Origin of the sequence: Pseudomonas bubulae, assembly GCF_037023725.1 — a bacterium.
Lineage (GTDB): Bacteria > Pseudomonadota > Gammaproteobacteria > Pseudomonadales > Pseudomonadaceae > Aquipseudomonas > Aquipseudomonas bubulae.
In genome coordinates this window covers 4,606,095-4,630,938 of sequence record NZ_CP146077.1, presented here as the reverse complement: position 1 = coordinate 4,630,938, position 24,844 = coordinate 4,606,095, and the positions used below count along the sequence as shown (strand labels likewise).

General features: G+C 58.3%; 21 protein-coding genes and 1 pseudogene. 15 read left to right on the top strand and 7 right to left on the bottom strand.

What is annotated here, in order from left to right; translation table 11 throughout:
• Positions 1–75: 75 nt before the first annotated feature.
• Genes V6L81_RS21290 through V6L81_RS21275 form a run of 4 tightly spaced genes read right to left on the bottom strand, consistent with a single transcriptional unit; the run spans position 76 to position 3,173 of the window.
• Positions 76–480: a SufE family protein gene (locus V6L81_RS21290; protein WP_095001301.1), complete on the bottom strand. Its 405-nt coding sequence runs from the start codon at positions 478–480 to the stop codon at positions 76–78.
• Positions 477–1,682, bottom strand: coding sequence for an aminotransferase class V-fold PLP-dependent enzyme (locus V6L81_RS21285; RefSeq protein ID WP_095038751.1), 1,206 nt, complete (start codon positions 1,680–1,682; stop codon positions 477–479). The genes V6L81_RS21290 and V6L81_RS21285 overlap by 4 nt, the downstream gene beginning before the upstream one ends.
• A 58-nt stretch (positions 1,683–1,740) precedes the next feature.
• Positions 1,741–2,775 (bottom strand): 2,3,4,5-tetrahydropyridine-2,6-dicarboxylate N-succinyltransferase, encoded by a 1,035-nt coding sequence (gene dapD / locus V6L81_RS21280; RefSeq protein WP_095001303.1) that lies wholly within the window; start codon positions 2,773–2,775, stop codon positions 1,741–1,743.
• A gap of 35 nt (positions 2,776–2,810) precedes the next feature.
• Entirely contained in the window at positions 2,811–3,173 is a 363-nt protein-coding gene (locus V6L81_RS21275; RefSeq protein ID WP_338660315.1) for an ArsC family reductase, read from the bottom strand.
• A 229-nt stretch (positions 3,174–3,402) separates the two neighbouring features.
• Between V6L81_RS21275 and V6L81_RS21270 the strand changes: the two genes are divergently transcribed.
• On the top strand, positions 3,403–5,049 hold the full coding sequence (locus V6L81_RS21270) for a Na+/H+ antiporter (protein WP_095001304.1): 1,647 nt from the start codon (positions 3,403–3,405) through the stop codon (positions 5,047–5,049).
• Between the two features lie 105 nt (positions 5,050–5,154).
• On the opposite strand, the gene dapC is transcribed toward V6L81_RS21270, so the two are convergent.
• The 3 genes from dapC to map are packed head-to-tail and all read right to left on the bottom strand — an operon-like array spanning position 5,155 to position 9,993.
• Positions 5,155–6,354 (bottom strand): succinyldiaminopimelate transaminase, encoded by a 1,200-nt coding sequence (gene dapC / locus V6L81_RS21265; RefSeq protein WP_338660314.1) that lies wholly within the window; start codon positions 6,352–6,354, stop codon positions 5,155–5,157.
• Positions 6,355–6,380: 26 nt separating this feature from the next.
• Positions 6,381–9,083 (bottom strand): [protein-PII] uridylyltransferase, encoded by a 2,703-nt coding sequence (locus V6L81_RS21260; RefSeq protein WP_095001306.1) that lies wholly within the window; start codon positions 9,081–9,083, stop codon positions 6,381–6,383.
• Positions 9,084–9,138: 55 nt separating this feature from the next.
• Positions 9,139–9,993: a type I methionyl aminopeptidase gene (gene map / locus V6L81_RS21255; RefSeq protein WP_095001307.1), complete on the bottom strand. Its 855-nt coding sequence runs from the start codon at positions 9,991–9,993 to the stop codon at positions 9,139–9,141.
• 867 nt (positions 9,994–10,860) lie between these two features.
• On the opposite strand from map, the gene rpsB reads away from it, so the two are divergent.
• The 14 genes and pseudogenes from rpsB to lpxB all read left to right on the top strand — a co-directional run bounded on the left by rpsB (position 10,861) and on the right by lpxB (position 24,840).
• Positions 10,861–11,604 carry a 30S ribosomal protein S2 gene (gene rpsB, locus V6L81_RS21250; RefSeq protein ID WP_016781981.1) on the top strand — a complete coding sequence of 248 codons (744 nt, stop codon included), beginning with the start codon at positions 10,861–10,863 and terminating at the stop codon, positions 11,602–11,604.
• Positions 11,605–11,810: 206 nt separating this feature from the next.
• Positions 11,811–12,680 carry a translation elongation factor Ts gene (gene tsf / locus V6L81_RS21245; protein ID WP_095001308.1) on the top strand — a complete coding sequence of 290 codons (870 nt, stop codon included), beginning with the start codon at positions 11,811–11,813 and terminating at the stop codon, positions 12,678–12,680.
• 208 nt (positions 12,681–12,888) lie between these two features.
• Positions 12,889–13,632 (top strand): UMP kinase, encoded by a 744-nt coding sequence (pyrH, locus tag V6L81_RS21240; protein WP_003440426.1) that lies wholly within the window; start codon positions 12,889–12,891, stop codon positions 13,630–13,632.
• Positions 13,629–14,186, top strand: a complete 558-nt coding sequence (gene frr / locus V6L81_RS21235) for a ribosome recycling factor (protein WP_016781983.1) — start codon at positions 13,629–13,631, stop codon at positions 14,184–14,186. Before pyrH ends, frr begins: the two co-directional genes overlap by 4 nt.
• A 15-nt stretch (positions 14,187–14,201) precedes the next feature.
• Positions 14,202–14,957, top strand: coding sequence for a polyprenyl diphosphate synthase (gene uppS / locus V6L81_RS21230; protein ID WP_095001309.1), 756 nt, complete (start codon positions 14,202–14,204; stop codon positions 14,955–14,957).
• The gene (locus tag V6L81_RS21225; RefSeq protein ID WP_130872020.1) at positions 14,957–15,763 is read left to right on the top strand and encodes a phosphatidate cytidylyltransferase; all 807 of its coding nucleotides are present in this window, start codon (positions 14,957–14,959) and stop codon (positions 15,761–15,763) included. Before uppS ends, V6L81_RS21225 begins: the two co-directional genes overlap by 1 nt.
• On the top strand, positions 15,760–16,947 hold the full coding sequence (ispC, locus tag V6L81_RS21220) for a 1-deoxy-D-xylulose-5-phosphate reductoisomerase (RefSeq protein ID WP_095023030.1): 1,188 nt from the start codon (positions 15,760–15,762) through the stop codon (positions 16,945–16,947). Before V6L81_RS21225 ends, ispC begins: the two co-directional genes overlap by 4 nt.
• A 43-nt stretch (positions 16,948–16,990) precedes the next feature.
• Positions 16,991–18,343: a sigma E protease regulator RseP gene (gene rseP / locus V6L81_RS21215; RefSeq protein WP_095018172.1), complete on the top strand. Its 1,353-nt coding sequence runs from the start codon at positions 16,991–16,993 to the stop codon at positions 18,341–18,343.
• A gap of 75 nt (positions 18,344–18,418) precedes the next feature.
• Positions 18,419–20,779, top strand: coding sequence for an outer membrane protein assembly factor BamA (gene bamA / locus V6L81_RS21210; RefSeq protein ID WP_095001313.1), 2,361 nt, complete (start codon positions 18,419–18,421; stop codon positions 20,777–20,779).
• A gap of 44 nt (positions 20,780–20,823) precedes the next feature.
• Positions 20,824–21,327 (top strand): OmpH family outer membrane protein, encoded by a 504-nt coding sequence (locus tag V6L81_RS21205; protein WP_003440444.1) that lies wholly within the window; start codon positions 20,824–20,826, stop codon positions 21,325–21,327.
• 2 nt (positions 21,328–21,329) lie between these two features.
• Positions 21,330–22,384: pseudogene (gene lpxD, locus V6L81_RS21200) on the top strand (UDP-3-O-(3-hydroxymyristoyl)glucosamine N-acyltransferase).
• A gap of 109 nt (positions 22,385–22,493) precedes the next feature.
• The gene (gene fabZ / locus V6L81_RS21195; protein WP_016781990.1) at positions 22,494–22,934 is read left to right on the top strand and encodes a 3-hydroxyacyl-ACP dehydratase FabZ; all 441 of its coding nucleotides are present in this window, start codon (positions 22,494–22,496) and stop codon (positions 22,932–22,934) included.
• Positions 22,931–23,707: an acyl-ACP--UDP-N-acetylglucosamine O-acyltransferase gene (gene lpxA / locus V6L81_RS21190; protein ID WP_095001315.1), complete on the top strand. Its 777-nt coding sequence runs from the start codon at positions 22,931–22,933 to the stop codon at positions 23,705–23,707. The genes fabZ and lpxA overlap by 4 nt, the downstream gene beginning before the upstream one ends.
• Before the next feature lie 2 nt (positions 23,708–23,709).
• Positions 23,710–24,840 (top strand): lipid-A-disaccharide synthase, encoded by a 1,131-nt coding sequence (gene lpxB / locus V6L81_RS21185; protein ID WP_095020568.1) that lies wholly within the window; start codon positions 23,710–23,712, stop codon positions 24,838–24,840.
• Positions 24,841–24,844 lie beyond the last annotated feature (4 nt).

The following is a 24,844-nucleotide window of genomic DNA, read 5'->3' as shown; positions in this document are numbered from 1 at the left end:
CACCGGCGCGGTGTTTCAGATGAACCGAATCGCCCGCATCGCGAGCAAGCCCGCTTCCCCAGGGGGCGGCAATGGTCAGGCTGCCAATTCCCGCATCCGCACCAGCACCGCATTGAGCCCATTGCTGCGCGATGGCGACAACTGCCGGCTAAGCCCCAATTGCTCGAACCATCCTGGCAAATCGACCTGCAGCAGCTCTTGCGTGGTCAAGCCGTTCACCCGCACCAGCAGCAACGCCACCAGCCCGCGAATCAGTCGCGCTTCACTGCTGGCCGCAAACTGCCATTGGCCATCGACCTGTTTGCCCACCAGCCACATCTGGCTTTCACAGCCATGCACCCGGTTGGCGTCGGTTTTGTCGGCCTCGCTGAGTTCCGGCAATCGCTGGCCCCATTGCATCAGCAGGCGTGCACGCTGTTCCCAGCCGGTGCAATGCTCAAAGCTGTCGAGCGCCGCCTGGGCGTCGGCGGGCAGGGTCATTGCAGCAACTCCAGCGCCTGATCGAGGGCGAGGAAAAAACGCTCCAGATCTTCTGAGTCATTGTACAGCGCCAGCGAAACACGGATGGCACCAGCCAGGCCAAGGCTTTTAAGCAGTGGCATGGCGCAATGATGCCCGGCGCGAACGGCAATCCCCTGTTCGGTCAGCAGATGGGCCAGATCGGCGTTGTGGACGCCCTCGACTACAAAACTGACCAGGGCCAGTTGCGGGGCGCCCAGCAGACGAATGCCCTGGCGCTGCTGCAAACCCTCGACGAGCAATCGGTGCAGTGCTGTTTCGTGGGCCTGGACTGCGCCCTGGTTGAGGTTGGCCAGATAGTTGAGGGTTGCCCCCAGTCCGATCACGCTGGCAATCGGCGGGGTACCAGCCTCAAATCCCAGCGGTGCCGGGCGAAAGGTGGCGTGCTGATAGTCGGCGTCCTGCACCATCTCGCCGCCAAACTGCCAGTGTTGCAAGCGGGCCAGGGCTTCATGACGGCCAAACAGCACGCCCAGCCCGTCGGGGCCATAGAGCTTGTGGGCGGAAAACACATAGAAGTCACAACCCAGCGCCTGAACGTCCTGGCGACCGTGGACAACACCCTGGGCGCCGTCAACCACGGTCAGTGCATTCTGTGCCCTGGCCAGCGCCAACAGTTCGGGCAGGGGCTGCCACACACCAAGGACGTTGGATAGCTGGCTTACGGCCAACAGGCGGGTGCGCGGGGTGATCAGGCGTGCGGCGGCCACGAGGTCGATCACGCCGTCGGCATCCAGAGGCAAGATCACCAGATTCAGCTTTTTACGCTGTGCGAGCTGCTGCCATGGCAGCAGATTGGCGTGGTGTTCCAGGGCGCTGATAACAATGTCATCGCCCGTATTGAATTGGTGCTCCAGGCCGTAGGCCAGAAGGTTCAGCGCTGACGTGGCGCCGTGGCTGAACACGATTTGCCCGCACTCGCCGGCATTGAGCCATTGCGTCACTTTGTGGCGGGTGTTTTCGAATGCCTGGGTCGCGTGGGCGCCCGGCAGATGTTGGGCCCTGTGTACATTGGCTGCGCCGTTGGCGTAGTAATGCGTCAGTGCGTCGAGCAGGGCTTGGGGTTTTTGCGTGGTAGCAGCGCTGTCCAGATACGTCTGGTCCTGACGTTGCAAGGCGGCGATGGCGGGAAAGTCAGCGCGCCAGGGAGAAGGCAAAAGCATGGTGTTCGGGCTCTGTTGACGAGGCCGGAAGCCGGCCCCGTCAGTTGCAGACAGACGCTTAGTTGTGAGCGTGCAGTGCTTCGTTCAGCTCGATGGCCGACTTGTGGGTTTTGCATTCCACAGCGCCGGTTTCCGAGTTGCGGCGGAACAACAGGTCAGGCTGGCCAGCCAGGTCACGGGCCTTGACCACTTTGACCAACTGGTTGTTTTCGTCCAGCAGGGCCACTTTGGTACCTGCGGTCACGTACAGGCCGGACTCGACGGTGTTGCGGTCACCCAGCGGGATGCCGATACCGGCGTTGGCGCCGATCAGGCAGCCTTCGCCGACCTTGATCACGATGTTGCCACCACCCGACAGGGTGCCCATGGTCGAGCAACCGCCGCCCAGGTCCGAACCTTTGCCGACAAACACGCCTGCCGATACACGGCCTTCGATCATGCCCGGGCCTTCGGTACCAGCGTTGAAGTTGACGAAACCTTCGTGCATCACGGTGGTGCCTTCGCCGACGTAGGCGCCCAGGCGAATACGCGCCGCATCAGCGATGCGCACACCGGCCGGAACCACGTAGTCGGTCATTTTCGGGAACTTGTCGACCGAGAACACTTCCAGCAGATCGCCACGCAGGCGCGCTTCGAGTTGACGCTCGGCCAGTTCGCCCAGATCGATGGCGCCCTGGCTGGTCCATGCCACGTTTGGCAGCAGCGGGAACACGCCCGCCAGGCTCAGGCCGTGGGGCTTGACCAGGCGATGGGACAGCAGGTGCAGCTTGAGGTAGGCCTCTGGTGTCGAGGTCAGAGTGGCGTCTTCGGCCAGCAGGGTGGCAACCAGCGGCTTGTGGCTTTCGGCCAGGCGGGTCAGCAGGGCAGCCTGGGCGGCGTCGACCGGTTTGGCGGCTTCAGCCATCTGTGCGGCTTGGGCGGTAGTAAAGGTGATTGCCTGATTGCCACCGGTGTAGCCCAGAATCGGTGCGATGGCTGCAATCAGCTCGGCCGATGGATTGACCAGGGGTTGTGCGTAGAACACTTCCAGCCATGCGCCTTGGCGGTTTTGGGTGCCGACGCCGAAGGCTGCGCTGAACAGGGTAGTAGACATGCAATTACCTCTTACAAAAATAAATGGGCGGGCGCTTACAGAAGGGCCGCCGCATAAAGATCTGGCTTGAAGCCAATCAGGGTTTTGTCACCGAGATCGAGCACCGGGCGCTTGATCATCGAGGGTTGGGCGAGCATCAGTTCAATGGCTTTGGCTTGGTCGAGATCGGCTTTGCATTCGTCGTCGAGCTTGCGAAAGGTTGTACCGGCGCGGTTGAGCACCACTTCCCAGCCGTGCTCATTGCACCAGCGGGTAAGGTGTTCACGGTCAATGCCGCTGCTTTTGTAGTCATGGAAATCGTAGTGCACTGCATGTTCATCGAGCCAGGTGCGAGCCTTTTTCATGGTGTCGCAGGCTTTGATGCCGAAAAGGTGCAACGTCTTGCTTGAATCGGTCACGGAAATTGCCCCCCCTTTGGAGATGCGGTAAATGAGCAGTCGCGGATTATGCCATGCGCAGCGCCCTTGGGCGTGATTGGCTGCGAGCTTGGCACAGACTTGTGACATGTCGTCGCACTGCTACTTTTGTTCAGGCTCGGCTTTTACGGTTAGACGCTACTATGGAGCGCAATGGGAAATTGTTGCTATTTATTTAGTTTAAAACTGATCGTTCGGGAACTCTGCTGATATGCAAACCGCCTATACCGTCCTTATCCTGCTGATGCTGGTGGGGATTTCGCGTCTGTTGGGGCGTGTCATACCTCTGCCTTTGCCGCTGGTGCAGATTGCCGCCGGTGCCGTACTGGCCTGGCCGACACTGGGCCTGCATGTGGCGCTGGAACCTGAGCTGTTCCTGTTTCTGTTCTTGCCGCCGCTGCTGTTCTCGGATGGCTGGCGCATGCCCAAGCGTGAGTTCTGGCGCCTGCGCGGGCCGATTCTGACCCTGGCAGTAGGGCTGGTTTTGTTTACGGTGGTGGGTGCGGGTTATTTCATCCATTGGCTGTTGCCGACCATCCCCTTGCCGGTGGCATTTGCCCTGGCAGCAGTACTGTCACCCACTGATGCGGTGGCGGTATCGGCCATTGCACAGAATCGCTTGCCCGCACCCTTGATGCACATGCTGCAAGGCGAGGCGCTGATGAATGACGCCACGGGCCTGGTGACCTTCAAGTTCGCCCTGGTGGCTGCCATTACCGGGGTGTTTTCCCTGGCCAATGCCAGCCTGACCTTCATCTTGGTGGCCTGTGGCGGGCTGGCCATTGGCGTCGCCCTGAGCTGGCTGGTGGGGCGTTTGCGCGCGTGGATGATCGCCCGTGGCTGGGATGACCCGGCCACCCATGTGGTGTTTATGTTGCTGCTGCCTTTTGCCGCCTATGTACTGGCCGAACGCTTGGGGGCTTCGGGCATCCTGTCGGCGGTGGCGGCGGGGATGATGCAGAGCTGGCTGGACCTGTTGCCGCGTCAGACCAGCACCCGCCTGCTTAATCGCAGTGTGTGGTCGCTGCTGGAGTTTGCCTTCAACGGGTTGATCTTTTTGCTGTTGGGCCTGCAATTGCCGGACATCATCAAGGCGGTGGTCAGCCACGAAACGACTCTGTGGCCGACCTTGATGTATCGCTGCCTGGATGTGGTGGCGATTTTCCTGGTGCTGCTGGCGCTGCGCTTCATCTGGGTGCAGAGCATCTGGCGGCTGTCCGGCCTGTTGCGCCGCTGGCGTGGCAAGGGCGAGCTGACGATGGTGCCGACAGCCCGCTCCTGCTGGCTGCTGACCGTGGGCGGGGTACGCGGTGCGGTGACCCTGGCGGGCGTGATGTCGGTACCGCTGCTGGTCAGCGAGGGTTTGAATTTTCCTGAGCGTGATTTGCTGATCTTTATTGCTGCCGGGGTGATCTTGCTATCGCTGGTGGCGGCCTGCATCGCCTTGCCGGTGTTGTTGCGCGGTATTCCAAAAAGCCCGGACGATGCCATGCGCAAAGAAGTGCGCGAAGCCTGGCGGCGCACCGCAGAAGCGGCGATTCACGCGCTGGAAGCAGAAGAGGTGGTGGAGGCCGATGGTCAGCAGGATGCGGCCCAGGCGGCTCTGGCGGCTGAGCTAAAGGCGCGGATCATGTCTGAGTACCGGCATCAGCTTGAGGTGTACAACGACTCGGCGGAGGCCCAGGCACTGGCTTCGCAAATGGACCAGCTGGAAAGCCGTTTGCGGCTCAAGGCACTGCGGGCGCAGCGGCTGGAACTGTACAGCTTGCGCCGCCATCACGAAATCGGCGACGACGCCCTGAGCGAAATCCTCAAGGACCTGGACTTGAGCGAGGCCAACCTGGGAACGGTGAAATAACCCAGCTTTATGTGGGAACGGGCTTGCTCGCGATGGCATCGCAGCGGTTCGTCTGGCAGACCGCATCGCTTGCATCGCGAGCAAGCCCGCTCCCACAGGGGCGGTTTAGCCGCGACGCTGAATAAAGTCGCGGATCCGCCCGGCGGCTTCCACGCACTCAGCCAGTGGCGCAACCAGGGCCATGCGTACGCGACCAGCGCCGGGGTTGAAACCGTCTACTTCGCGGGACAGATAAGAGCCCGGCACTACGGTGACGTGCTCTTGGGCAAACAGGTCGCGGCAGAATTCGGCGTCGTCGCCTTCAACCCTGGGCCACAGGTAGAAGCCGCCATCCGGGCGCTGCACATCCAGTACCGGGGTTAAAATCTCCAACACCGCATCAAACTTCTCGCGATACAGGTCACGGTTGCTACGTACGTGGTCTTCGTCGTTCCAGGCGGCAATGCTTGCCAGCTGAGTTTGTACCGGCATGGCGCAGCCATGGTACGTGCGGTACAGCAGGAACGCCTTGAGGATGTCGGCATCGCCGGCCACAAAACCGGAACGCAAACCTGGCAGGTTGGAGCGCTTGGACAGGCTGTGGAACACCACGCAACGCTTGAAGTCTTCACGGCCCAGGGCCACACAGGCGCTGAGCAGGCCGACCGGTGGTGTCTTCTCGTCGAAGTACAGCTCGCTGTAGCACTCGTCTGCGGCGATCACGAAGTCGTGTTCGTCGGCCAGTGCGATCAATTTTTTCAGGGTTTCAAGCGGGATCAGCGCACCGGTCGGGTTACCCGGCGAGCACAGGAACAGGATCTGGCAGCGTTTCCAGGTGTCGACGGATACGGCGTCGAAATCCGGGTTGAACCCATGCTCGGCCAGGCACGGCAGGTAGTACGGCTGAGCGCCTGCCAGGAAGGCGGCCCCTTCATAGATCTGGTAGAACGGGTTCGGGCTCACCACCAGAGCGTCGTCACCACGGTTGACCACGGTCTGGGTGAAGGCAAACAGGGCTTCACGGGTGCCGTTGACCGGCAGGATATTGCGCGCCGGGTCAAGCCAGCCTTTTGGCACGTTGAAACGACGCTCGGCCCAGTCGGCGATAGCTTCGCGCAGCGCCGGGATGCCCAGGGTGGTCGGGTAGACCGCCATCTGGTCGAGGTTGTCAGCCAGTGCCTTGGCCACGAAGTCCGGCGAGCGGTGCTTGGGTTCGCCAATCGACAGCGCGATCGGGCGCTTGTCGGCGTTGGGCTGCACGCTGCCAAGCAGGGCGCGCAATTTTTCGAACGGGTAAGGCTGCAGCTGGTTTAGAGCGTTGTTCATGGGGTGCGGGTCTCACTCGGCGGCGGTTAAATGCTCAGGCGCCACGGTTCTGGGGTTGAATCCTGATTGACCGTCAGTTGCTCGACGATCGCTTCCTGCAAACGCATGCACAGCTGCGGGTCGGACAGCGGCTGGTTGTTTGCATCGGTAATGAAAAAGACGTCTTCGACGCGTTCACCCAGGGTGGCAATCTTGGCGTTCTGCAGCGACAGATCAAACTCCAGAAAGATCATTCCGATGCGAGCCAGCAGGCCCGGGCGGTCGGGGGCGCTGAGCTCCAGCACGGTCACCGGGCGCTGGGCGTCGTTATGGATCGTGACCTGGGGCGCAAAGGCAAAGTGCTTGAGCTGGCGCGGCACGCGGCGCTGGATGATGGTCGGGTAGTCGTCCGGGTTGCGCAGGGCTTCGGTCAGCCCCTTGCGGATTTTTTCGATACGCGCCGGGTTGTTACCAATCGAGCCGCCATCGTTGTCGAGCACGATATAGGTGTCGAGGGTGAACTGGCTGCTGGAGGTGATAATGCGTGCGTCATGGATGTTCAGGTTGAGCTGGTCCATGGCGGCCACTGTCACGGCGAAGAAGTCGTGCTGGTCGGGTGCATAGATGAAGATCTGCGTGCCGCCCTCGAACTCCCGCTGGGTGGTTTCCTTGATCAGCACCAGCGGGCCGCCATCGGCAGGCTGCTGCAGGATGGCTTCGGTATGCAGGGCCACGTCGGCAGAGGAGTGTCGCAGGAAATAGTCGTCGCCCAGCTGTGACCAGAGCTGTTCCACGTCATCCTGGTCGGTACCCCCGCGCACCAGAATATCCAGCGCCGCACTTTGCGTCTGGCGGATCTGTTCTTCGCGGTCCACCGGGTTTTCCAGGCCTCTACGCAAGGCACGCTTGGTCTCGGTGTAGAGCTGGCGCAACAGGCTGGCGCGCCAGGAATTCCACAGCGTCGGGTTGGTGGCGTTGATATCGGCGACAGTCAGCACATAGAGGTAGTCGAGGTGGGTTTCGTCCACCACAATCTGGGCAAAATCATGGATGACCTGCGGGTCGGACAGGTCCTTGCGCTGGGCGGTGGTGGACATCACCAGGTGGTTTTGTACCAGCCACACGATCAGGCGCGTGTCCCACTGCGGCAACTGATGACGGATGCAGAACGCTTCTGCATCCACGGCACCGATTTCGGAATGGTCGCCGTGGCGGCCCTTGCCGATATCGTGGTACAGCCCGGCCAGGTAGATCAGCTCGGGCTTGGGCAGCTTGGCCATCAACTTGCTGGCGAGCGGGAATTTCTCCGATACCTGGGTGTATTGCAGCTTACGCAGGTGTTTGATCAGGTTCAGGGTGTGGGCATCGACCGTATAAATGTGGAACAGGTCATGCTGCATTTGCCCGACGATAAAACCAAACTCGGGCAGGTAACGGCCCAGGATGCCGTAACGGTTCATCCGGCGCAGGTTGCGGTGGATGCCGATCTTGCACTTGAACAGTTCGATAAACAGGCTGGTGTTGCGGATGTCTTTGCGGAAATCTTCGTCGATCAGGTAGCGATGTTCGCGTAGCAGGCGGATGGTGTCGGCCCGCACGCCCTTGATCTCGGGGTGCTGTGCCATCAGCAGGAAGATTTCCAGCATGGCGAAGGGGGTGCGCTTGAACACGTGGTCGCTGGTGGCTTCGATATAGCCATCGTGCAACTGGAAGCGCGAGTTCAACGGGGTTGGCGGCGCTTCGTCCTCGGGAGCGAGGATCACCTCTTCGAAGTGCTGGATGATCAGGTCGCTGAGCTGGGCAATGCTCATGACCACCCGGTAGTACTGCTGCATGAAATTTTCGATGGTCTGCTTGGCGTCTTCGCCGGCAAAGCCGAGCAGTTCGCCGATGCTGCGCTGGTGGTCGAACAGCAGACGGTCTTCGGCACGCCCGGCAAGCATGTGCAGGGCGTAGCGCACCTTCCACAAAAATTCCTGGGACGAGGCCAGCAGGGCGTGCTCGCTTTCTACCAGAAAGCCTTCGCCGGCAAGGGCGCGCAAATTCAGGGTGCCGTACTGGCGGCGGGCTACCCACAAAATGGTCTGGATATCACGCAGGCCGCCGGGCGAACCCTTGACGTTAGGCTCCAGGTTGTACTCGGTGTCGTTGTACTTGTGGTGGCGGGCCTTTTGCTCGGCGCGCTTGGCCAGGAAAAACTCCTTGCTGGGCCACATGTGGGCGGTGCTGGTGACGTCCAGCATGCGCTGACGCAAATGCTCGGGGCCCGCCACGGTGCGGCTTTCCATCAAGTTGGTGATGATGGTCAGGTCGGCGCGGGCCTGCTCTGCGCACTCATCCACCGAGCGCACGCTCTGACCTACTTCTAGGCCTATGTCCCATAGAAGTGTCAGAAAACGCTCAATGGAATCACGGAAAACTTCGTGATCTGCGTTGTCCAGCAGTATCAGCAAATCGATATCGGAATAAGGGTGCAACTCGCCGCGGCCATAGCCGCCGACGGCGACCAGCGCGATGTCGGCCTCAGCGCTCCAGCTGAACTGGTCCCACGCCTGTTGCAGGATGTTGTCGACGAACCATGCACGGTCTTCGATCAGGCGGCGAATATCACGCCCCTTTTTGAAGCGTTCGTCGAGTACCTCCCGAGCCTGGCGGATCGCCTTTTTGAAAGCGGCAATGGGGCTCGCCTTTAATGCCAGCTCGGCCTGGAACTGGCCGCGGTCAAAAAGTTCTGGATCCACCTGCGGCATCGATTGGCATTCCTGTGCTGGGTTTTACGGGCTAAACGGTGAAAACACGCAAGTTTCAGGCCGAAACGCGGGGGATGGTGTCATCGCTGCGCAGGGTGAAAATTTCGTAACCGGTGTCGGTGACCAGCAGGGTGTGTTCCCACTGGGCAGACAGCTTGCGGTCCTTGGTGATGGCGGTCCAGCCGTCGCCCAGCACCTTGGTGTCGGCCTTGCCCTGATTGATCATCGGCTCGATGGTGAAAGTCATGCCGGCCTTGAGCTCCATACCGGTGCCAGCGCGGCCGTAGTGCAGGATCTGCGGCTCTTCGTGGAATACCTTGCCGATACCGTGGCCGCAGAACTCGCGTACTACAGAAAAACCGTTCTTTTCAGCGTGCTTCTGGATCACTTCGCCGATATCGCCCAGGCGGCAGCCCGGTTTAACGATTTCGATAGCCTTGTACATGCATTCCTGGGTCACTTGCGACAGGCGCTCGGCCCATACCGGAACCTTGCCGACGTGGAACATGCGGCTGGTGTCGCCGTGGTAGCCGTCCTTGATCACGGTGACGTCGATGTTCAGGGTGTCGCCGTCCTTCAACACCTTGTCGCCCGGGATGCCGTGGCATACCACGTGATTGATCGAGGTGCAGATCGACTTGGGAAAGCCTTTATAGTTGAGCGGGGCAGGGATGGCCTTTTGCACATTGACGATATAGTCATGGCAGATGCGATCCAGCTCTTCAGTGGTGACGCCGGGTTTTACGTACTCGGCGATCATTTCCAGGACTTCGGCGGCCAGTTTGCCGGCGATACGCATTTTTGCGATGTCCTCTGGGGTTTTGAGGGTGACGGTCATTCGGGCTCTCTTCGCGCGTTGGCGCTCATCATCAGGATTGCGGGCGTGCTGTGAATCGCGGCACGCCGTCATAAAAGTACGATTCTAACAGACGGTCGGCGTTAGTCGTGGGCCTGTAGCCATCGCTTCTCTTAATAGATAGGAGCATCCTGGTTCTATTCCAAGGCCCCGCGCGAATAAGGTAAGCGGCCGAAGCCCGCGCTTTTGATTTTTTCGCCCTTCGTGAGGCCGAATAGGTATGTACTCGGTAGTTTTAAATGGCATTGCGCGTACATATCCAGCATTTGTGTCTAACTGAGACTATGGTTTCGACCTTACGTCGAGTCCCTTTTGGAAGGACCCAAAAGGAACCAAAAGGTCCTCGCCCCATCGTACGGCCTTCGCTGCGCTCAGGTTCCCTCGCTCCGGCTCTGCTCCGTGGGCCCGCCGCCACGGGCCATCCATGGCCCATCGCGGCTCTCCCGGCATCCATGCCGGTCGACCCACTCCCCATAACCTCCTCTCGGCCTCCCGAAGGGGCGGGCAGATCAAGTGCACAGCGCCCCGAGGCGGCCGACCGGCCGGCCTGTTCGGTCAATTCAGAAGCGGCCCTGGCCCAGGTGTCAGACTTGTTGTGTTGTGCGGCCGTCTGGCTCCGACGCTGTTATGGGCTTGCTCGGTGTTTGGAATATTTTGCTGGTGGAAGTGGTATTGTTGGACAAGAAGCAAGAGCAAGCCAGGCGTAAGCCCTTGCAGGGCAACGCTTTAGCAATAAAGTCTGAATTCACACTTCGTTTTTAATGCATCTTGTGGTATAAAATGCGCCGCTTTGCGGGTATAGCCCGCAGAGCACAAACCCACACACGTGTCGACACGATGACCTGGGTGCCTTCAGCTTTGAAGCTGCTGGTTGGTCGTTGGGATACGTGGAGGCCTAACCCGACTTATTAAGGAACTATCATGTCCCAAGTCAACATGCGCGATATGCTGAAGGCCGGTGTGCACTTCGGTCACCAAACCCGTTACTGGAACCCGAAGATGGGTAAATACATCTTTGGCGCGCGTAACAAGATCCACATCATCAACCTTGAAAAAACCCTGCCAATGTTCAACGAAGCTCTGACTTTCGTTGAGCGCCTGGCCCAGGGCAAAAACAAGATTCTGTTCGTCGGCACCAAGCGTTCCGCTGGCAAGATCGTTGCTGAAGAAGCAGCACGTTGCGGTTCGCCGTACGTGGATCACCGCTGGTTGGGCGGCATGCTCACCAACTTCAAAACCATTCGTGCTTCGATCAAGCGTCTGCGTGACCTTGAAATCCAGGCAGAAGACGGTACTTTCGCCAAGCTGACCAAGAAAGAGGCGCTGATGCGCACTCGCGATCTGCAGAAGCTGGATCGTAGCCTGGGTGGTATCAAGGACATGGGCGGTCTGCCAGACGCTCTGTTCGTTATCGACGTTGACCACGAGCGTATCGCGATCACCGAAGCTAACAAGTTGGGTATCCCGGTAATCGGCGTTGTCGATACCAACAGCAGCCCAGAAGGTGTTGACTACATCATCCCGGGTAACGATGACGCAATCCGCGCTATCCAGCTGTACATGGGTGCGATGGCTGATGCTGTGATCAAAGGCCGTAACCACGTTGCTGGCGGCACCGACGTTTTCGTCGAAGAAGCTCCAGCTGCAGCGGTAGTTGAAGGCTGAGTAATTAACGCCTAGCGTTTACTCAGTACGCAAAAAGGGGGCTTGGCCCCCTTTTTGCCACCTCGAAATCCATTTGTTGTAACCCTGTTTGTTGTATCTGTATCAGATGGCGACCTGCACGGTTGATTCGGGGTGCGCTTCAAACGAATTGAACGCCCGTTCGGTCGGGTGGAATGGTTGAAAACCTATCCAAGAGGAATTTTGAAATGGCAGAGATTACTGCAGCGTTGGTTAAAGAACTGCGTGAGCGTACTGGCGAAGGCATGATGGACTGCAAGAAAGCCTTGACCAAGGCTGGCGGCGACATCGAAAAAGCCATTGATGACATGCGTGCTTCGGGCGCCATCAAGGCAGCCAAAAAAGCAGGTAACGTTGCTGCTGAAGGCGCTATCGCAGTTAAAGTTGCAGACGACAACAAGTCGGCTGTAATTCTTGAAGTCAACTCGCAAACCGACTTCCTGGCTCTGCAAGACGACTTCAAAAAATTCGTTGCTGACAGCGTTGAAAAAGCGTTCGCTGACAAACTGACCGACGCAGCTCCGCTGATCGCTGCTCAAGAAGCTGATCGTCTGGTTCTGGTTGGTAAAGTAGGCGAGAACGTCAACATCCGTCGTCTGGCCCGCATCGAAGGTGACGTTGTTGATGCTTACCTGCACGGCAACAAGATCGGTGTTGTTGTAGCTCTGAAAGGCGGCAACGCTGAGCTGGCTCGTGACATCGCCATGCACGTAGCTGCAAGCAACCCTGAGTTCCTGCTGCCTTCGCAAGTTTCCGCTGATGCCATCGAACGCGAAAAAACCGTGTTCATGAGCCTCAACGAAGACAAGATCAAAGGCAAGCCAGCCGAAATCGTTGAAAAAATGGTTGCCGGTCGTATCAGCAAGTTCCTGGCTGAAGCCAGCCTGGTTGAGCAAGCGTTCGTCAAGAACCCGGAAATCAAGGTCGGCGATCTGGCCAAGAAAGCCGGCGCTGAAATCGTTTCCTTCACTTACTTCAAAGTAGGTGATGGCATCGAGAAGCCAGTTGACGACTTCGCTGCTGAAGTTGCTGCTCAAGTGGCTGCAAGCAAGCAATAAGACGGTTCTAAACTGTCGACCCGAAGAGGCTGCCCGCTCACGCGCGCAGCCTCTTTTCAAATGGGAGGGGATTTTTCCTTCTCGGCGGAACCGGTTTGCAAAATCGTGTTCCGATGGTGCTGCTGTGCAGTGCCACAGCTAGAACAAGCGCGGGTTGAAAAATGACCTCGCACAGATTATCTATAAAACGCGGCAGGAGAGATTCGCAATGGCTCAGCAGGGCAGTGGTTATCAAGCTCGCTATAAACGCATTCTACTCAAGCTAAGCGGCGAAGCCCTGATGGGCTCTGAAGAGTTCGGGATCGATCCCAAGGTGCTCGACCGCATGGCGCTGGAAGTGGGCCAACTGGTCGGCATCGGCGTTCAGGTAGGACTGGTGATTGGTGGTGGCAACCTGTTCCGTGGTGCTGCATTGAGCGCCGCCGGTATGGATCGTGTGACTGGCGACCATATGGGCATGCTGGCTACCGTGATGAACGCCCTGGCCATGCGCGATGCGCTGGAACGTGCGAATATCTCCGCCATCGTTATGTCGGCCATTTCCATGGTTGGTGTGACCGATCATTACGATCGTCGCAAGGCCATGCGCCACCTGAATGCCAAGGATGTGGTGATTTTCGCTGCAGGCACCGGTAATCCTTTCTTCACGACGGATTCGGCAGCATGCTTGCGTGCCATTGAAATCGACGCTGATGTCGTGCTCAAGGCAACCAAGGTTGACGGCGTGTACACCGCAGATCCATTCAAAGACCCGCATGCCGAGAAGTTCGATCATCTGACTTACGATGAAGTACTGGATCGCAAACTGGGTGTTATGGACCTGACGGCCATCTGTCTGTGCCGCGACCACAAAATGCCATTGCGTGTATTTAATATGAACAAGCCCGGCGCCCTGCTTAATATTGTCCATGGCGGCGCTGAAGGTACTCTGATCGAGGAAGGTCAACAATGATCAACGAAATCAAGAAAGACGCTCAAACGCGTATGCAGAAGTCGCTGGAATCCCTGGCCCATGCATTTGGCCAGATCCGTACCGGCAAGGCTCACCCGAGCATTCTGGGCAGCGTGATGGTGCCTTACTATGGCTCGGATACTCCGATCAGCCAGGTCGCCAACATCACCGTTAAAGACTCTCGCACCCTTCAAGTTGTAGCGTTCGAGCGCAACATGCTGGGCGCAGTCGACAAGGCCATCCAGAGCGCCGGTCTGAACCTGAACCCGACCAACCTGGGTGAGCTGCTGCTGATCTCCATGCCGGCCCTGACTGAAGAAACCCGCAAGGTTTTCGCCAAGCAGGCCCGTGATGCAGCTGAAGATGCCCGTATTGCCGTGCGCAATATCCGTCGCGACGCCTTGAGCCAATTGAAAGACCTGGTCAAGGAAAAGGAAATCAGCGAAGACGAAGAGCGTCGTGCTGCTGATGATATCCAGAAGCTGACCGACAAGGCCGTGGCGGATATCGAAGTTGCCACCAAGCAGAAAGAAGCGGACCTGATGGCCGTATAAGGGTCAGGGCGTTTTATGGAAAAGACGAAGCAGGCTGACCCGTCATCTGTTCCGCGACATGTCGCGATCATCATGGACGGTAATAATCGCTGGGCAAAAAAACGCTTTCTGCCAGGTGTTGCCGGGCATAAAGCGGGTGTGGATGCAGTTCGCGCGGTCATTGAAGTGTGTGCCGGAGCCGGGGTCGAGGTACTGACCCTGTTCGCGTTTTCCAGTGAAAACTGGCAGCGGCCCGCCGCTGAAGTCAGTGCCTTGATGGACCTGTTTTTCAGGGCGCTGCGTCGTGAGGCCAAGCGCCTCAACGAAAACGAGATCAGCCTGCGGATCATTGGCGACCGCTCGCGCTTTCATCCCGATTTGCAAAAGGCGATGCGTGAAGCGGAAGCAATGACAGTGGGCGAAGGCCGCTTTGTCTTGCAGATTGCCGCCAATTACGGTGGCCAGTGGGATATCGCGCAGGCCGCGCAGCAGTTGGCGCGTCAAGTCCAGACAGGGCACTTGCAGCCGGAGGATATCACTCCGGGTTTGCTGCAAACCTGTTTGGTAACGGGTGATCTGCCATTGCCCGATCTGTGTATCCGCACCGGTGGCGAGCACCGCATCAGCAATTTCTTGCTGTGGCAGCTGGCCTATTCCGAGTTGTACTTCTCCGACCTGTTCTGGCCGGACTTCAAACACGAGGCCATGCAGCACGCATTGGCTGATTTCGCTTCTCGCCAGCGCCGCTTCGGTAAAACGAGCGAGCAGGTTGAGGCTGGAGCCCGGATTTAATGCTTAAACAAAGAATCATCACTGCACTTATCTTGCTGCCAATTGCCTTGTGTGGCTTTTTCCTGCTCGAGGGCAGCGGCTTTGCGCTGTTTATTGGCCTGGTCGTGACCCTGGGTGCCTGGGAGTGGGCGCGTCTTGCCGGCTTTGAGGCGCAAGGTGCACGGGTGCTGTTTGCTGTAGTAGTGGCCGCGCTGCTGTTGGGGCTGCATATATTCCCCGATCTGGCGCCCTGGGTGCTGGGCGCGGCGGTGTTGTGGTGGGCGACAGCGACCTTTCTGGTGCTGACCTTTCCGCAATCGGCTGCGCACTGGTCGAGTATGGCGGCCAGGCTGGTGATCGGTCTGTTGATCCTGCTGCCGGCCTGGCAAGGGCTGGTCCTGATCAAGGCGATGCCGCTGGGCAACTGGCTGATCATGGCGGTGATGGTTCTGGTATGGGGCGCAGATATTGGTGCCTATTTTTCCGGGCGCAAATTCGGCAAGCGCAAGCTTGCCCCCAAGGTCAGCCCGGGCAAAAGCTGGGAAGGTGTATTTGGCGGTCTGTTGCTCAGCCTGCTGATCACCGCGGTCGTGGGTATAGTGCGTGACTGGAGCGCTTCGCAGATGTTTGTTGCACTGCTGGGCGCTGCTGTGATCGTCCTGATTTCGGTGGTGGGCGACCTCACGGAAAGCATGTTCAAACGCCAGGCCGGGGTCAAAGACAGCAGTAACCTGCTGCCGGGCCATGGTGGTGTACTGGATCGTATCGACAGCCTGACGGCGGCGATCCCGGTATTTGCTGTATTGCTGTGGATGGCGGCTTCATGAACCGTCCACAACAGATTACTGTTCTGGGGGCTACGGGTTCCATTGGCCTGAGCACCCTGGATGTTATTGCGCGTCACCCTGACCGCTATCAGGCCTTTGCCCTGACAGGCTACAGCCGTCTCGCCGAACTGCTGGCCTTGTGCATCAAGCACCGGCCGCAGGTTGCCGTGGTGCCGGATGAGCGTGCTGCCAGCCAGTTACAGGCGGATTTGCGCGCAGCCGGGCTCAATACCGAGGTGTTGGTAGGTGAGGAGGGCTTGTGTCAGGTTTCGTCGGCTCCTGAAGTGGATTCGGTGATGGCGGCAATTGTCGGTGCCGCAGGCCTGCGCCCGACACTGGCGGCGGTCAATGCCGGCAAGAAGATCCTGCTGGCCAACAAAGAAGCGTTGGTGATGACCGGCGACCTGTTTATGCAGGCCGTGCGTCGCAGCGGTTCGGTATTGCTGCCCATCGACAGCGAACACAACGCGATTTTCCAGTGCTTGCCCCGGGACTTTTCCCGTGGCCTGGGTAATGTCGGTGTTCGTCGGATTTTGCTGACAGCCTCTGGTGGTCCATTCCGTGAGACGCCGCTGGCAGAGCTTGAGCATGTCACGCCGGATCAAGCCTGTGCTCATCCCAATTGGTCGATGGGGCGCAAGATTTCGGTAGATTCGGCCAGCATGATGAACAAAGGCCTGGAGCTGATCGAGGCCTGCTGGCTGTTTGATGCGCGCCCGGAACAGGTCGAGGTGGTGATCCATCCGCAAAGCGTGATTCACTCGCTGGTCGATTATGTGGATGGCTCGGTGCTGGCCCAGTTGGGCAACCCCGATATGCGTACGCCGATTGCCAATGCCCTGGCCTGGCCTGAGCGGATTGACTCGGGTGTTGCGCCGTTGGACCTGTTTGCAGTGGCGCGGCTGGACTTCCAGCGCCCTGACGAGCAACGCTTCCCTTGTTTGCGTCTGGCTCGCGAGGCTGCCATGGCGGGCAATAGCGCGCCAGCGATGCTCAATGCGGCAAACGAAGTTGCCGTGGCCGCCTTTTTGGACGGGCGAATCCGTTATCCGCAGATCGCGCGTATTATCGAAGACGTATTGAACAGCGAGCCCGTTGTGGCCGTCGACGAATTGGAAGCGGTATTTGCCGCAGATAGCAAAGCCCGGATGCTGGCTGAACAGTGGTTGAGTCGTAACGGCTGAAAGTGATGTGAGCCGGAACCGGACAGAATCGCGGAGAAAGTAGATGAGTGCGCTCTATATGATTGTTGGCACCCTGGTGGCATTGGGTGTGCTGGTCACTTTTCATGAATTCGGTCACTTTTGGGTGGCGCGCCGTTGTGGCGTCAAGGTTCTGCGCTTCTCCGTGGGCTTCGGTACGCCTCTGCTTCGCTGGCATGACCGCCAGGGCACCGAGTTTGTAGTTGCTGCCATTCCGTTGGGTGGCTACGTCAAGATGCTCGATGAGCGCGAAGGCGAAGTGCCCGCCGAGCAGCGCGATCAATCGTTCAACCGCAAGACCGTAGGGCAGCGCATTGCCATCGTTGCGGCCGGGCCAATTGCCAACTTCATGTTGGCCATGGCGTTCTTCTGGGTGCTGGCAATGATGGGCAGCCAGCAGGTGCGGCCGGTCATCGGTGCAGTGGAAAGCGGCAGCCTGGCGGCTCAGGCCGGGCTGACTGCCGGTCAGGAAATCGTCTCCATCGATGGCGAGCCAACCACGGGCTGGTCAAACGTCAACCTGCAGCTGGTTCGCCGTCTGGGCGAAAGCGGTTCGTTGCAGGTGGTGGTGCGTGAGCCGGGTACAACGGCTGAAACGTCCCGTCAGTTGGTATTGAAAGACTGGCTCAAGGGCGCTGATGAGCCGGATCCGATCAAGTCGTTGGGGATTCGCCCATGGCGTCCCGAGTTGCCAGCCGTTCTGGCAGAACTCGACCCTAAAGGCCCTGCCCAGGCTGCCGGGCTTAAAACCGGTGACAAGCTGCTGGCCATCGACGATCAGCCGGTCAAGGACTGGCAGCAGGTCGTGGACTGGGTGCGGGTACATCCGCAAGCCCGTATTGTTTTGCATGTCGAGCGCGACGGTGTGCCGGTAGAGATTCCGGTCACGCTGGCTGCGCGTGGCGAAGGCAAGGCAGCAACCGGTTATCTGGGGGCCGGCGTCAAAGGTGTCGACTGGCCACCATCGATGATCCGTGAAGTCAGCTATGGCCCGCTCGCGGCAATCGGGGAGGGGGCCAAACGCACCTGGACCATGAGCATATTGACGCTCGACTCACTCAAGAAAATGTTGTTCGGCGAGCTCTCGGTAAAAAACTTGAGTGGACCGATAACCATTGCTAAAGTGGCGGGCGCTTCTGCCCAGTCGGGTGTTGCTGATTTCCTGAATTTCCTGGCTTATCTGAGTATCAGCCTCGGGGTTCTGAATTTGTTGCCCATACCTGTACTGGATGGGGGACATTTGTTGTTTTATCTGATCGAGTGGGTGCGTGGTCGCCCCTTGTCGGATCGGGTGCAGGGTTGGGGAATGCAGATCGGTATCAGCTTGGTGGTCGGGGTGATGTTACTTGCCTTGATCAACGATCTGGGCCGTCTGTAAACGCTTCGCTGAATTGCGAATCTGCCGCATTTTGCGGCAGTTTGTTTATTGCCAGTTGGAATAAGAAAGGACTTCATGAAACGTCTGCTGCTAACTGCGGTTCTCGCCGTACTGATGATCGCCGAAGTTCACGCCGAGTCCTTCACTATCTCTGATATCCGTGTCAACGGCCTCCAGCGGGTTTCCGCCGGTAGCGTGTTTGGCGCGTTGCCTCTGAACGTGGGTGAAGTAGCGGATGACCGCCGTCTGGTGGAATCCACTCGTGCGTTGTTCAAAACCGGGTTCTTTCAGGACATCCAACTGGGTCGTGATGGCAATGTGCTTGTTATCACGGTTGTCGAACGTCCTTCCGTCTCCAGCATCACCATTGACGGCAACAAGGCGATCTCCACTGATGACCTTATGAAAGGTCTTAAACAGTCGGGCCTGGCCGAAGGTGAAATCTTCCAGCGCGCCACCCTTGAAGGCGTGCGCAACGAACTGCAACGCCAGTATGTTGCCCAGGGCCGCTACTCGGCGACGGTAGACACCGAAGTGGTGCCCGAGCCGCGTAACCGGGTTGCCTTGAAGGTCAATATCAACGAGGGCACGGTTGCCGCGATCCAGCACATCAACGTGGTGGGCAACACGGTTTTCCCTGAGTCCGACCTGGTTGACCTGTTTGAACTCAAGACCACGAACTGGCTGTCGTTCTTCAAGAACGACGACAAGTACGCACGTGAAAAACTGTCGGGTGACCTTGAGCGTCTGCGCTCCTACTATCTCGATCGCGGCTATATCAATATGGATATTGCTTCGACCCAGGTATCGATCACGCCTGACAAGAAAAGCGTCTACATCACCGTTAACGTGAATGAAGGCGAAAAATACAATGTTGGCGAAGTGAAACTGAGCGGTGACCTCAAGGTTCCGGAAGATCAGATCAAGTCGCTGCTGCTGGTTCAGCCGGGCCAGGTGTTCTCGCGCAAGCTGATGACCACCACCTCGGAGCTGATCACCCGTCGTCTGGGTAACGAGGGCTATACCTTCGCCAACGTCAACGGCGTACCTCAGCCAAACCCTGAAGATCACACCGTGGCCATCACCTTTGTGGTCGATCCGGGCAAGCGTGCTTACGTCAACCGCATCAACTACCGCGGCAACACCAAGTCGGCTGACGAAGTGCTGCGTCGCGAAATGCGCCAGATGGAAGGTGGCTGGGCATCGACTTACCTGATTGACCAGTCCAAGGTCCGCCTTGAGCGTCTGGGCTTCTTCAAGGAAGTCAACGTCGAGACTCCGGCAGTGCCAGGCACTGACGATCAGGTTGACGTGAACTATGCAGTAGAAGAGCAGGCGTCGGGTTCCATTACCGCCAGCGTCGGTTTTGCCCAGAGCGCAGGTTTGATCCTGGGCGGTTCGATTACCCAGAACAACTTCCTGGGTACGGGCAACAAGGTCAGCATTGGCCTGACCCGCAGCGAATACCAGAGCCGCTACAACTTCAGCTATGTCGATCCGTACTGGACAGCTGATGGTGTGAGCCTGGGTTACAACGCTTTCTACCGCACTACCGACTACAAAGACCTGGACGTTGACGTAGCAAACTACTCGGTGGACAGCCTGGGTGCTGGTATCACCATGGGCTACCCGATCAGCGACACATCGCGCCTGACCTATGGCCTGACTGTGCAGCAGGATGAAATCAGCACCGGCCAGTACACCGTTGACGAGATTTTCGACTTCGTAAACCGTGAAGGCGACAAGTACCTCAACTTCAAGGCATCGGTCGGCTGGTCTGAATCGACCCTGAACAAAGGCGTATTGCCGACTCGCGGCAGCTCGCAAAGCCTGGTGTTTGAAACCACCATTCCAGGCAGCGACCTGCAGTTCTACAAGCTGGACTACCGTGCCCAGCTGTTCCAGCCGTTGACCGACACCTACACCATGCGCCTGCACACCGAGTTGGGCTATGGTGATGGCTATGGTTCCACCGAAGGCCTGCCGTTCTATGAAAACTACTACGCGGGTGGCTTCAACTCGGTACGTGGCTTCAAGGACAGCGCTCTGGGCCCACGCAGCACCCCAAGCCGTGGTGCTGGTGTAACCGGTAACGTAGGCACCATTGCCGACCCGGACCAGGATCCGCTGCCATTCGGTGGTAACGTGCTGATCCAGGGTGGTGTGGAAGTGTTGTTCCCTATGCCGTTCGTCAAAGACCAGCGTTCCCTGCGCACCTCCGTGTTCTGGGATGTGGGTAACGTGTTCGACACCAACTGCAAGGGCGATACCAAGGATTGCGATATCGGCTTCAGCAACCTGGCCAGCTCTGTGGGTGTTGGTGTGACCTGGGTGACTGCGCTTGGCCCGCTGAGTTTCAGCTTGGCCATGCCGATCAAGAAACCGGATGATGCCGACACTCAAGTGTTCCAATTCTCCCTCGGCCAGACTTTCTAAAGCCTGACTTCAGATACAGACAACGGATTTTTTAGGAGTGCATCGTGCGTAAGTTGACTCAATTGGTTCTCCTGGCTTCGGTTCTAGTGGCTGGCCCGGCTTTCGCCGACATGAAAATTGCCGTGCTGAACTATCAGATGGCATTGCTTGAATCGGACGCCGCCAAGCGTTACGCCGTAGATGCCGAGAAGAAATTTGGCCCGCAACTGACCAAGCTCAAAAGCCTGGAAAGCAGCGCCAAGGGTATTCAGGACCGTCTGGTAAAAGGCGGCGATAAGATGCAGCAGGGCGAGCGTGAGCGTCTGGAGCTTGAATTCAAGCAAAAGGCCCGTGACTTCCAGTTCCAGTCCAAGGAACTGAACGAAGCCAAAGCCGTTGCTGACCGTGAAATGCTGAAACAGCTGAAGCCGAAACTGGACAGCGCTGTTGAAGAAGTCATCAAAAAAGGCGCCTTTGACCTGGTGTTCGAGCGTGGTGCTGTGATTGATGTTAAACCTCAGTACGACATCACTCGCCAAGTTATCGAGCGCATGAATCAGCTGAAGTAATTATGACTGCGACTATAAAACTCGGCCAATTGGCCGAGTTCCTCGGGGCCACCTTGCGTGGCTCTGCGGAGAAAGAAATCACTGGGCTAGCCACTTTACAAGAGGCTGGCCCAGCTCAGTTGAGCTTTCTGGCCAACCCCCAGTACCGAAAATTCCTTGTCGACTGCCAGGCCGGAGCTGTATTGCTCAAGGCTGCTGACGCCGAAGAGTATCCCGGTGATGCCCTGGTTGTGCCGGATCCTTACCTGGCTTATGCGCGGATTTCCCATCTGTTTGATCCCAAACCCAAAGCCACTGCCGGCGTTCATCCATCGGCAGTGATTGCTGCTGACGCGGTGGTTGACCCTGCGGCGAGCATTGGTGCGTTTGCCGTCATCGAAAGCGGTGCGCGCATCGCTGCCGGTGTCACGGTGGGCCCTCATTGCTTTATCGGGGCGCGTTGCGAAATCGGTGAAGGCGGCTGGCTGGCTCCACGCGTGACGCTTTATCACGATGTTCGCATCGGCAAGCGCGTGGTTATTCAGTCGGGCGCAGTGCTGGGCGGTGAAGGCTTTGGTTTTGCCAACGAAAAAGGCGTGTGGCAAAAAATCGCGCAAATCGGTGGTGTGACCATTGGTGATGATGTCGAAATCGGTGTCAACACGGCCATCGACCGCGGCGCCCTGGCCGATACCGTAATCGGTAATGGGGTCAAGCTGGATAACCAGATCCAGATCGCGCACAACGTTCAGGTCGGTGACCATACGGCCATGGCCGCATGTGTCGGGATCTCGGGCAGCACCAAGATCGGCAAGCACTGCATGCTGGCAGGTGGTGTCGGTTTGGTGGGGCACATTGAAATTTGTGACAATGTATTCTTGACTGGCATGACAATGGTGACCCACTCGATTACCGAGCCTGGCGCCTACTCTTCCGGTACCGCGATGCAGCCGGCCGCCGAGTGGCGCAAAAGTGCGGCACGTATTCGTCAGCTGGACGATATCGCCCGGCGATTGAAACAACTGGAAAAGCACGTCGGTAAGTGACCCCCGGCGGTAAAGCTTCTTCAAAAGGTTAATACAATTTCCATATCAAGCGTGCAGAGCCATTGGTTTGCTTCCTTGATTTGCTAGAGGAGCGCGCCTTAGTCGCGCGCGCCCAATCTTTATTACAGGCTTCCCCACGAAATGATGGACATCAACGAGATTCGCGAATATCTGCCCCACCGTTACCCGTTCCTGCTGGTGGACCGAGTGGTGGATCTGGATGTCGAGAACAAGCGCATTCGTGCCTACAAGAATGTCAGCATCAATGAGCCTTTTTTCAACGGTCACTTCCCGGCCCACCCGATCATGCCGGGCGTGTTGATCATCGAGGCCATGGCTCAGGCAGCCGGCATCCTTGGTTTCAAGATGATGGACCTCAAGCCGGCTGACGGTACACTTTATTACTTCGTAGGTTCCGACAAGCTACGCTTTCGTCAGCCTGTGCTGCCAGGTGATCAACTGATCCTTGAGGCCAAGTTCTTGAGCTGCAAGCGTTCCATCTGGAAGTTCGAGTGCCAGGCAACGGTTGACGGCAAGCCGGTATGCTCGGCTGAAATCATTTGTGCGGAACGCAAACTATGAGTTTGATTGACCCTCGCGCAATCATCGATCCGACGGCCATTTTGGCCGACGACGTCGAGGTCGGCCCTTGGTCGATCATCGGCGCTGGTGTGGAAATCGGCGAGGGGACTGTGATTGGGCCGCATGTGATTCTCAAGGGCCCAACCAGGATCGGTAAGCACAATCGCATCTACCAGTTTTCTTCGGTAGGTGAGGACACCCCTGATCTGAAGTACAAGGGTGAGGAAACTCGCCTGGTGATCGGTGACCACAACGTGATTCGTGAAGGTGTCACCATTCATCGCGGCACCATTCAGGACCGCTCTGAAACCACGCTGGGTGATCACAACCTGGTAATGGCCTATGCCCATATCGGCCATGACAGCGTTATTGGCAACCATTGCATCCTGGTCAATAACTCTGCGTTGGCAGGCCATGTGCACATGGGTGACTGGGCCATCCTGTCCGGTTTTACCCTGGTCCATCAGTTCTGCCACATCGGTGCGCACAGCTTTTCGGGCATGGGCACTGCCATTGGCAAGGACGTTCCTGCATTTGTAACCGTGTTTGGCAGCCCTGCCGAAGCACGCAGCATGAACTTCGAAGGCATGCGTCGTCGCGGCTTCAGTGACGATGCCATCCATGCCTTGCGTCGTGCCTACAAGGTGGTTTACCGCCAGGGGTTGACTGTTGATCAGGCGCTTGCAGAATTGGCCGAGCCTGCTGCTCAGTTCCCGGAAGTTGCCATGTTTGTAGAGTCCATTCGCTCTTCCACTCGCGGCATCACGCGCTAGTCATGGCCAGATTGCGTATCGCGCTGGTAGCGGGTGAGGCCTCGGGCGACATATTGGGTTCGGGGTTGATGCGGGCACTCAAGGCCCAGCATTCTGATATCGAATTTATCGGCGTGGGTGGTCCATTGATGGAAGCAGAGGGCATGAGCTCCTACTTCCCGATGGAACGTCTGTCGGTGATGGGCCTGGTTGAAGTGCTGGGTCGCCTGCGTGAATTGCTCAAGCGCCGCAAGCTGTTGGTTCAGACCCTGATCGCCGAAAAGCCCGACGTGTTTATCGGCATCGACGCCCCCGATTTCACCCTCAATATCGAACTTCAATTGCGTCGTGCCGGGATCAAGACCGTGCATTATGTGAGCCCGTCCGTGTGGGCGTGGCGGCAGAAGCGCGTGCTGAAAATCCGCGAAGGTTGCGATTTGATGCTGACGTTGCTGCCATTCGAGGCGCGCTTTTACGAAGAGCACGGTGTGCCCGTGCGTTTTGTCGGGCATTCGCTGGCAGACACCATTCCTCTTGAGGCCGACAAGGCCGGTGCGCGCGCCGAGTTGGGCCTGCCTGACGGGCCGTTGGTCGCCTTGATGCCGGGTAGTCGTGGTGGTGAAGTTGGCAAGCTTGGCGGGTTGTTTCTCGATGCCGCGCAAATAATCCGCCAAGCTCGCCCTGATGTGCGCTTTGTGTTGCCTTGCGCGAGCGCAGCGCGTCGTGAGCAGATCGAACAGTTGCTGGTGGGGCGCGACTTGCCGCTGACCTTGCTCGACGGCCAGTCGCACCTCGCGCTAGCGGCCTGTGATGCGGTCCTGATCGCATCGGGCACGGCCACTCTTGAAGCCTTGCTGTACAAGCGGCCGATGGTGGTGGCTTATCGTCTTGCGCGTCTCACGTTCTGGATTCTCAAGCGTCTGGTCAAAAGCCCGTATGTGTCGCTGCCCAACTTGCTGGCCCAGCGCATGCTGGTGCCCGAGCTGTTGCAGGATGCAGCCACGCCTGAGGCACTGGCCCGCACCTTGCTGCCTTTGCTTGAGGGTGGTGAAGAGCAGACCCGCGGCTTTGACGAAATTCATCGCACCTTGCGTCTCGACGCTTCCAATCAGGCCGCCAAAGCGGTATTGGACCTGATTGCACAATCCAAATGAGTAA

Coding starts and splice junctions, on each gene's coding strand:
- map (WP_095001307.1), bottom strand. CDS start 9,993: ATGACGGCGTGCCGCGATTCACAGCACGCCCGCAATCCTGATGATGAG.
- ispC (WP_095023030.1), top strand. CDS start 15,760: ATGAACCGTCCACAACAGATTACTGTTCTGGGGGCTACGGGTTCCATT.
- tsf (WP_095001308.1), top strand. CDS start 11,811: ATGGCAGAGATTACTGCAGCGTTGGTTAAAGAACTGCGTGAGCGTACT.
- V6L81_RS21260 (WP_095001306.1), bottom strand. CDS start 9,083: ATGCCGCAGGTGGATCCAGAACTTTTTGACCGCGGCCAGTTCCAGGCC.
- V6L81_RS21290 (WP_095001301.1), bottom strand. CDS start 480: ATGACCCTGCCCGCCGACGCCCAGGCGGCGCTCGACAGCTTTGAGCAT.
- rseP (WP_095018172.1), top strand. CDS start 16,991: ATGAGTGCGCTCTATATGATTGTTGGCACCCTGGTGGCATTGGGTGTG.
- V6L81_RS21270 (WP_095001304.1), top strand. CDS start 3,403: ATGCAAACCGCCTATACCGTCCTTATCCTGCTGATGCTGGTGGGGATT.
- fabZ (WP_016781990.1), top strand. CDS start 22,494: ATGATGGACATCAACGAGATTCGCGAATATCTGCCCCACCGTTACCCG.
- V6L81_RS21225 (WP_130872020.1), top strand. CDS start 14,957: ATGCTTAAACAAAGAATCATCACTGCACTTATCTTGCTGCCAATTGCC.
- V6L81_RS21285 (WP_095038751.1), bottom strand. CDS start 1,682: ATGCTTTTGCCTTCTCCCTGGCGCGCTGACTTTCCCGCCATCGCCGCC.
- lpxB (WP_095020568.1), top strand. CDS start 23,710: ATGGCCAGATTGCGTATCGCGCTGGTAGCGGGTGAGGCCTCGGGCGAC.
- uppS (WP_095001309.1), top strand. CDS start 14,202: ATGGAAAAGACGAAGCAGGCTGACCCGTCATCTGTTCCGCGACATGTC.
- lpxA (WP_095001315.1), top strand. CDS start 22,931: ATGAGTTTGATTGACCCTCGCGCAATCATCGATCCGACGGCCATTTTG.
- rpsB (WP_016781981.1), top strand. CDS start 10,861: ATGTCCCAAGTCAACATGCGCGATATGCTGAAGGCCGGTGTGCACTTC.
- pyrH (WP_003440426.1), top strand. CDS start 12,889: ATGGCTCAGCAGGGCAGTGGTTATCAAGCTCGCTATAAACGCATTCTA.
- bamA (WP_095001313.1), top strand. CDS start 18,419: ATGAAACGTCTGCTGCTAACTGCGGTTCTCGCCGTACTGATGATCGCC.
- dapC (WP_338660314.1), bottom strand. CDS start 6,354: ATGAACAACGCTCTAAACCAGCTGCAGCCTTACCCGTTCGAAAAATTG.
- dapD (WP_095001303.1), bottom strand. CDS start 2,775: ATGTCTACTACCCTGTTCAGCGCAGCCTTCGGCGTCGGCACCCAAAAC.
- frr (WP_016781983.1), top strand. CDS start 13,629: ATGATCAACGAAATCAAGAAAGACGCTCAAACGCGTATGCAGAAGTCG.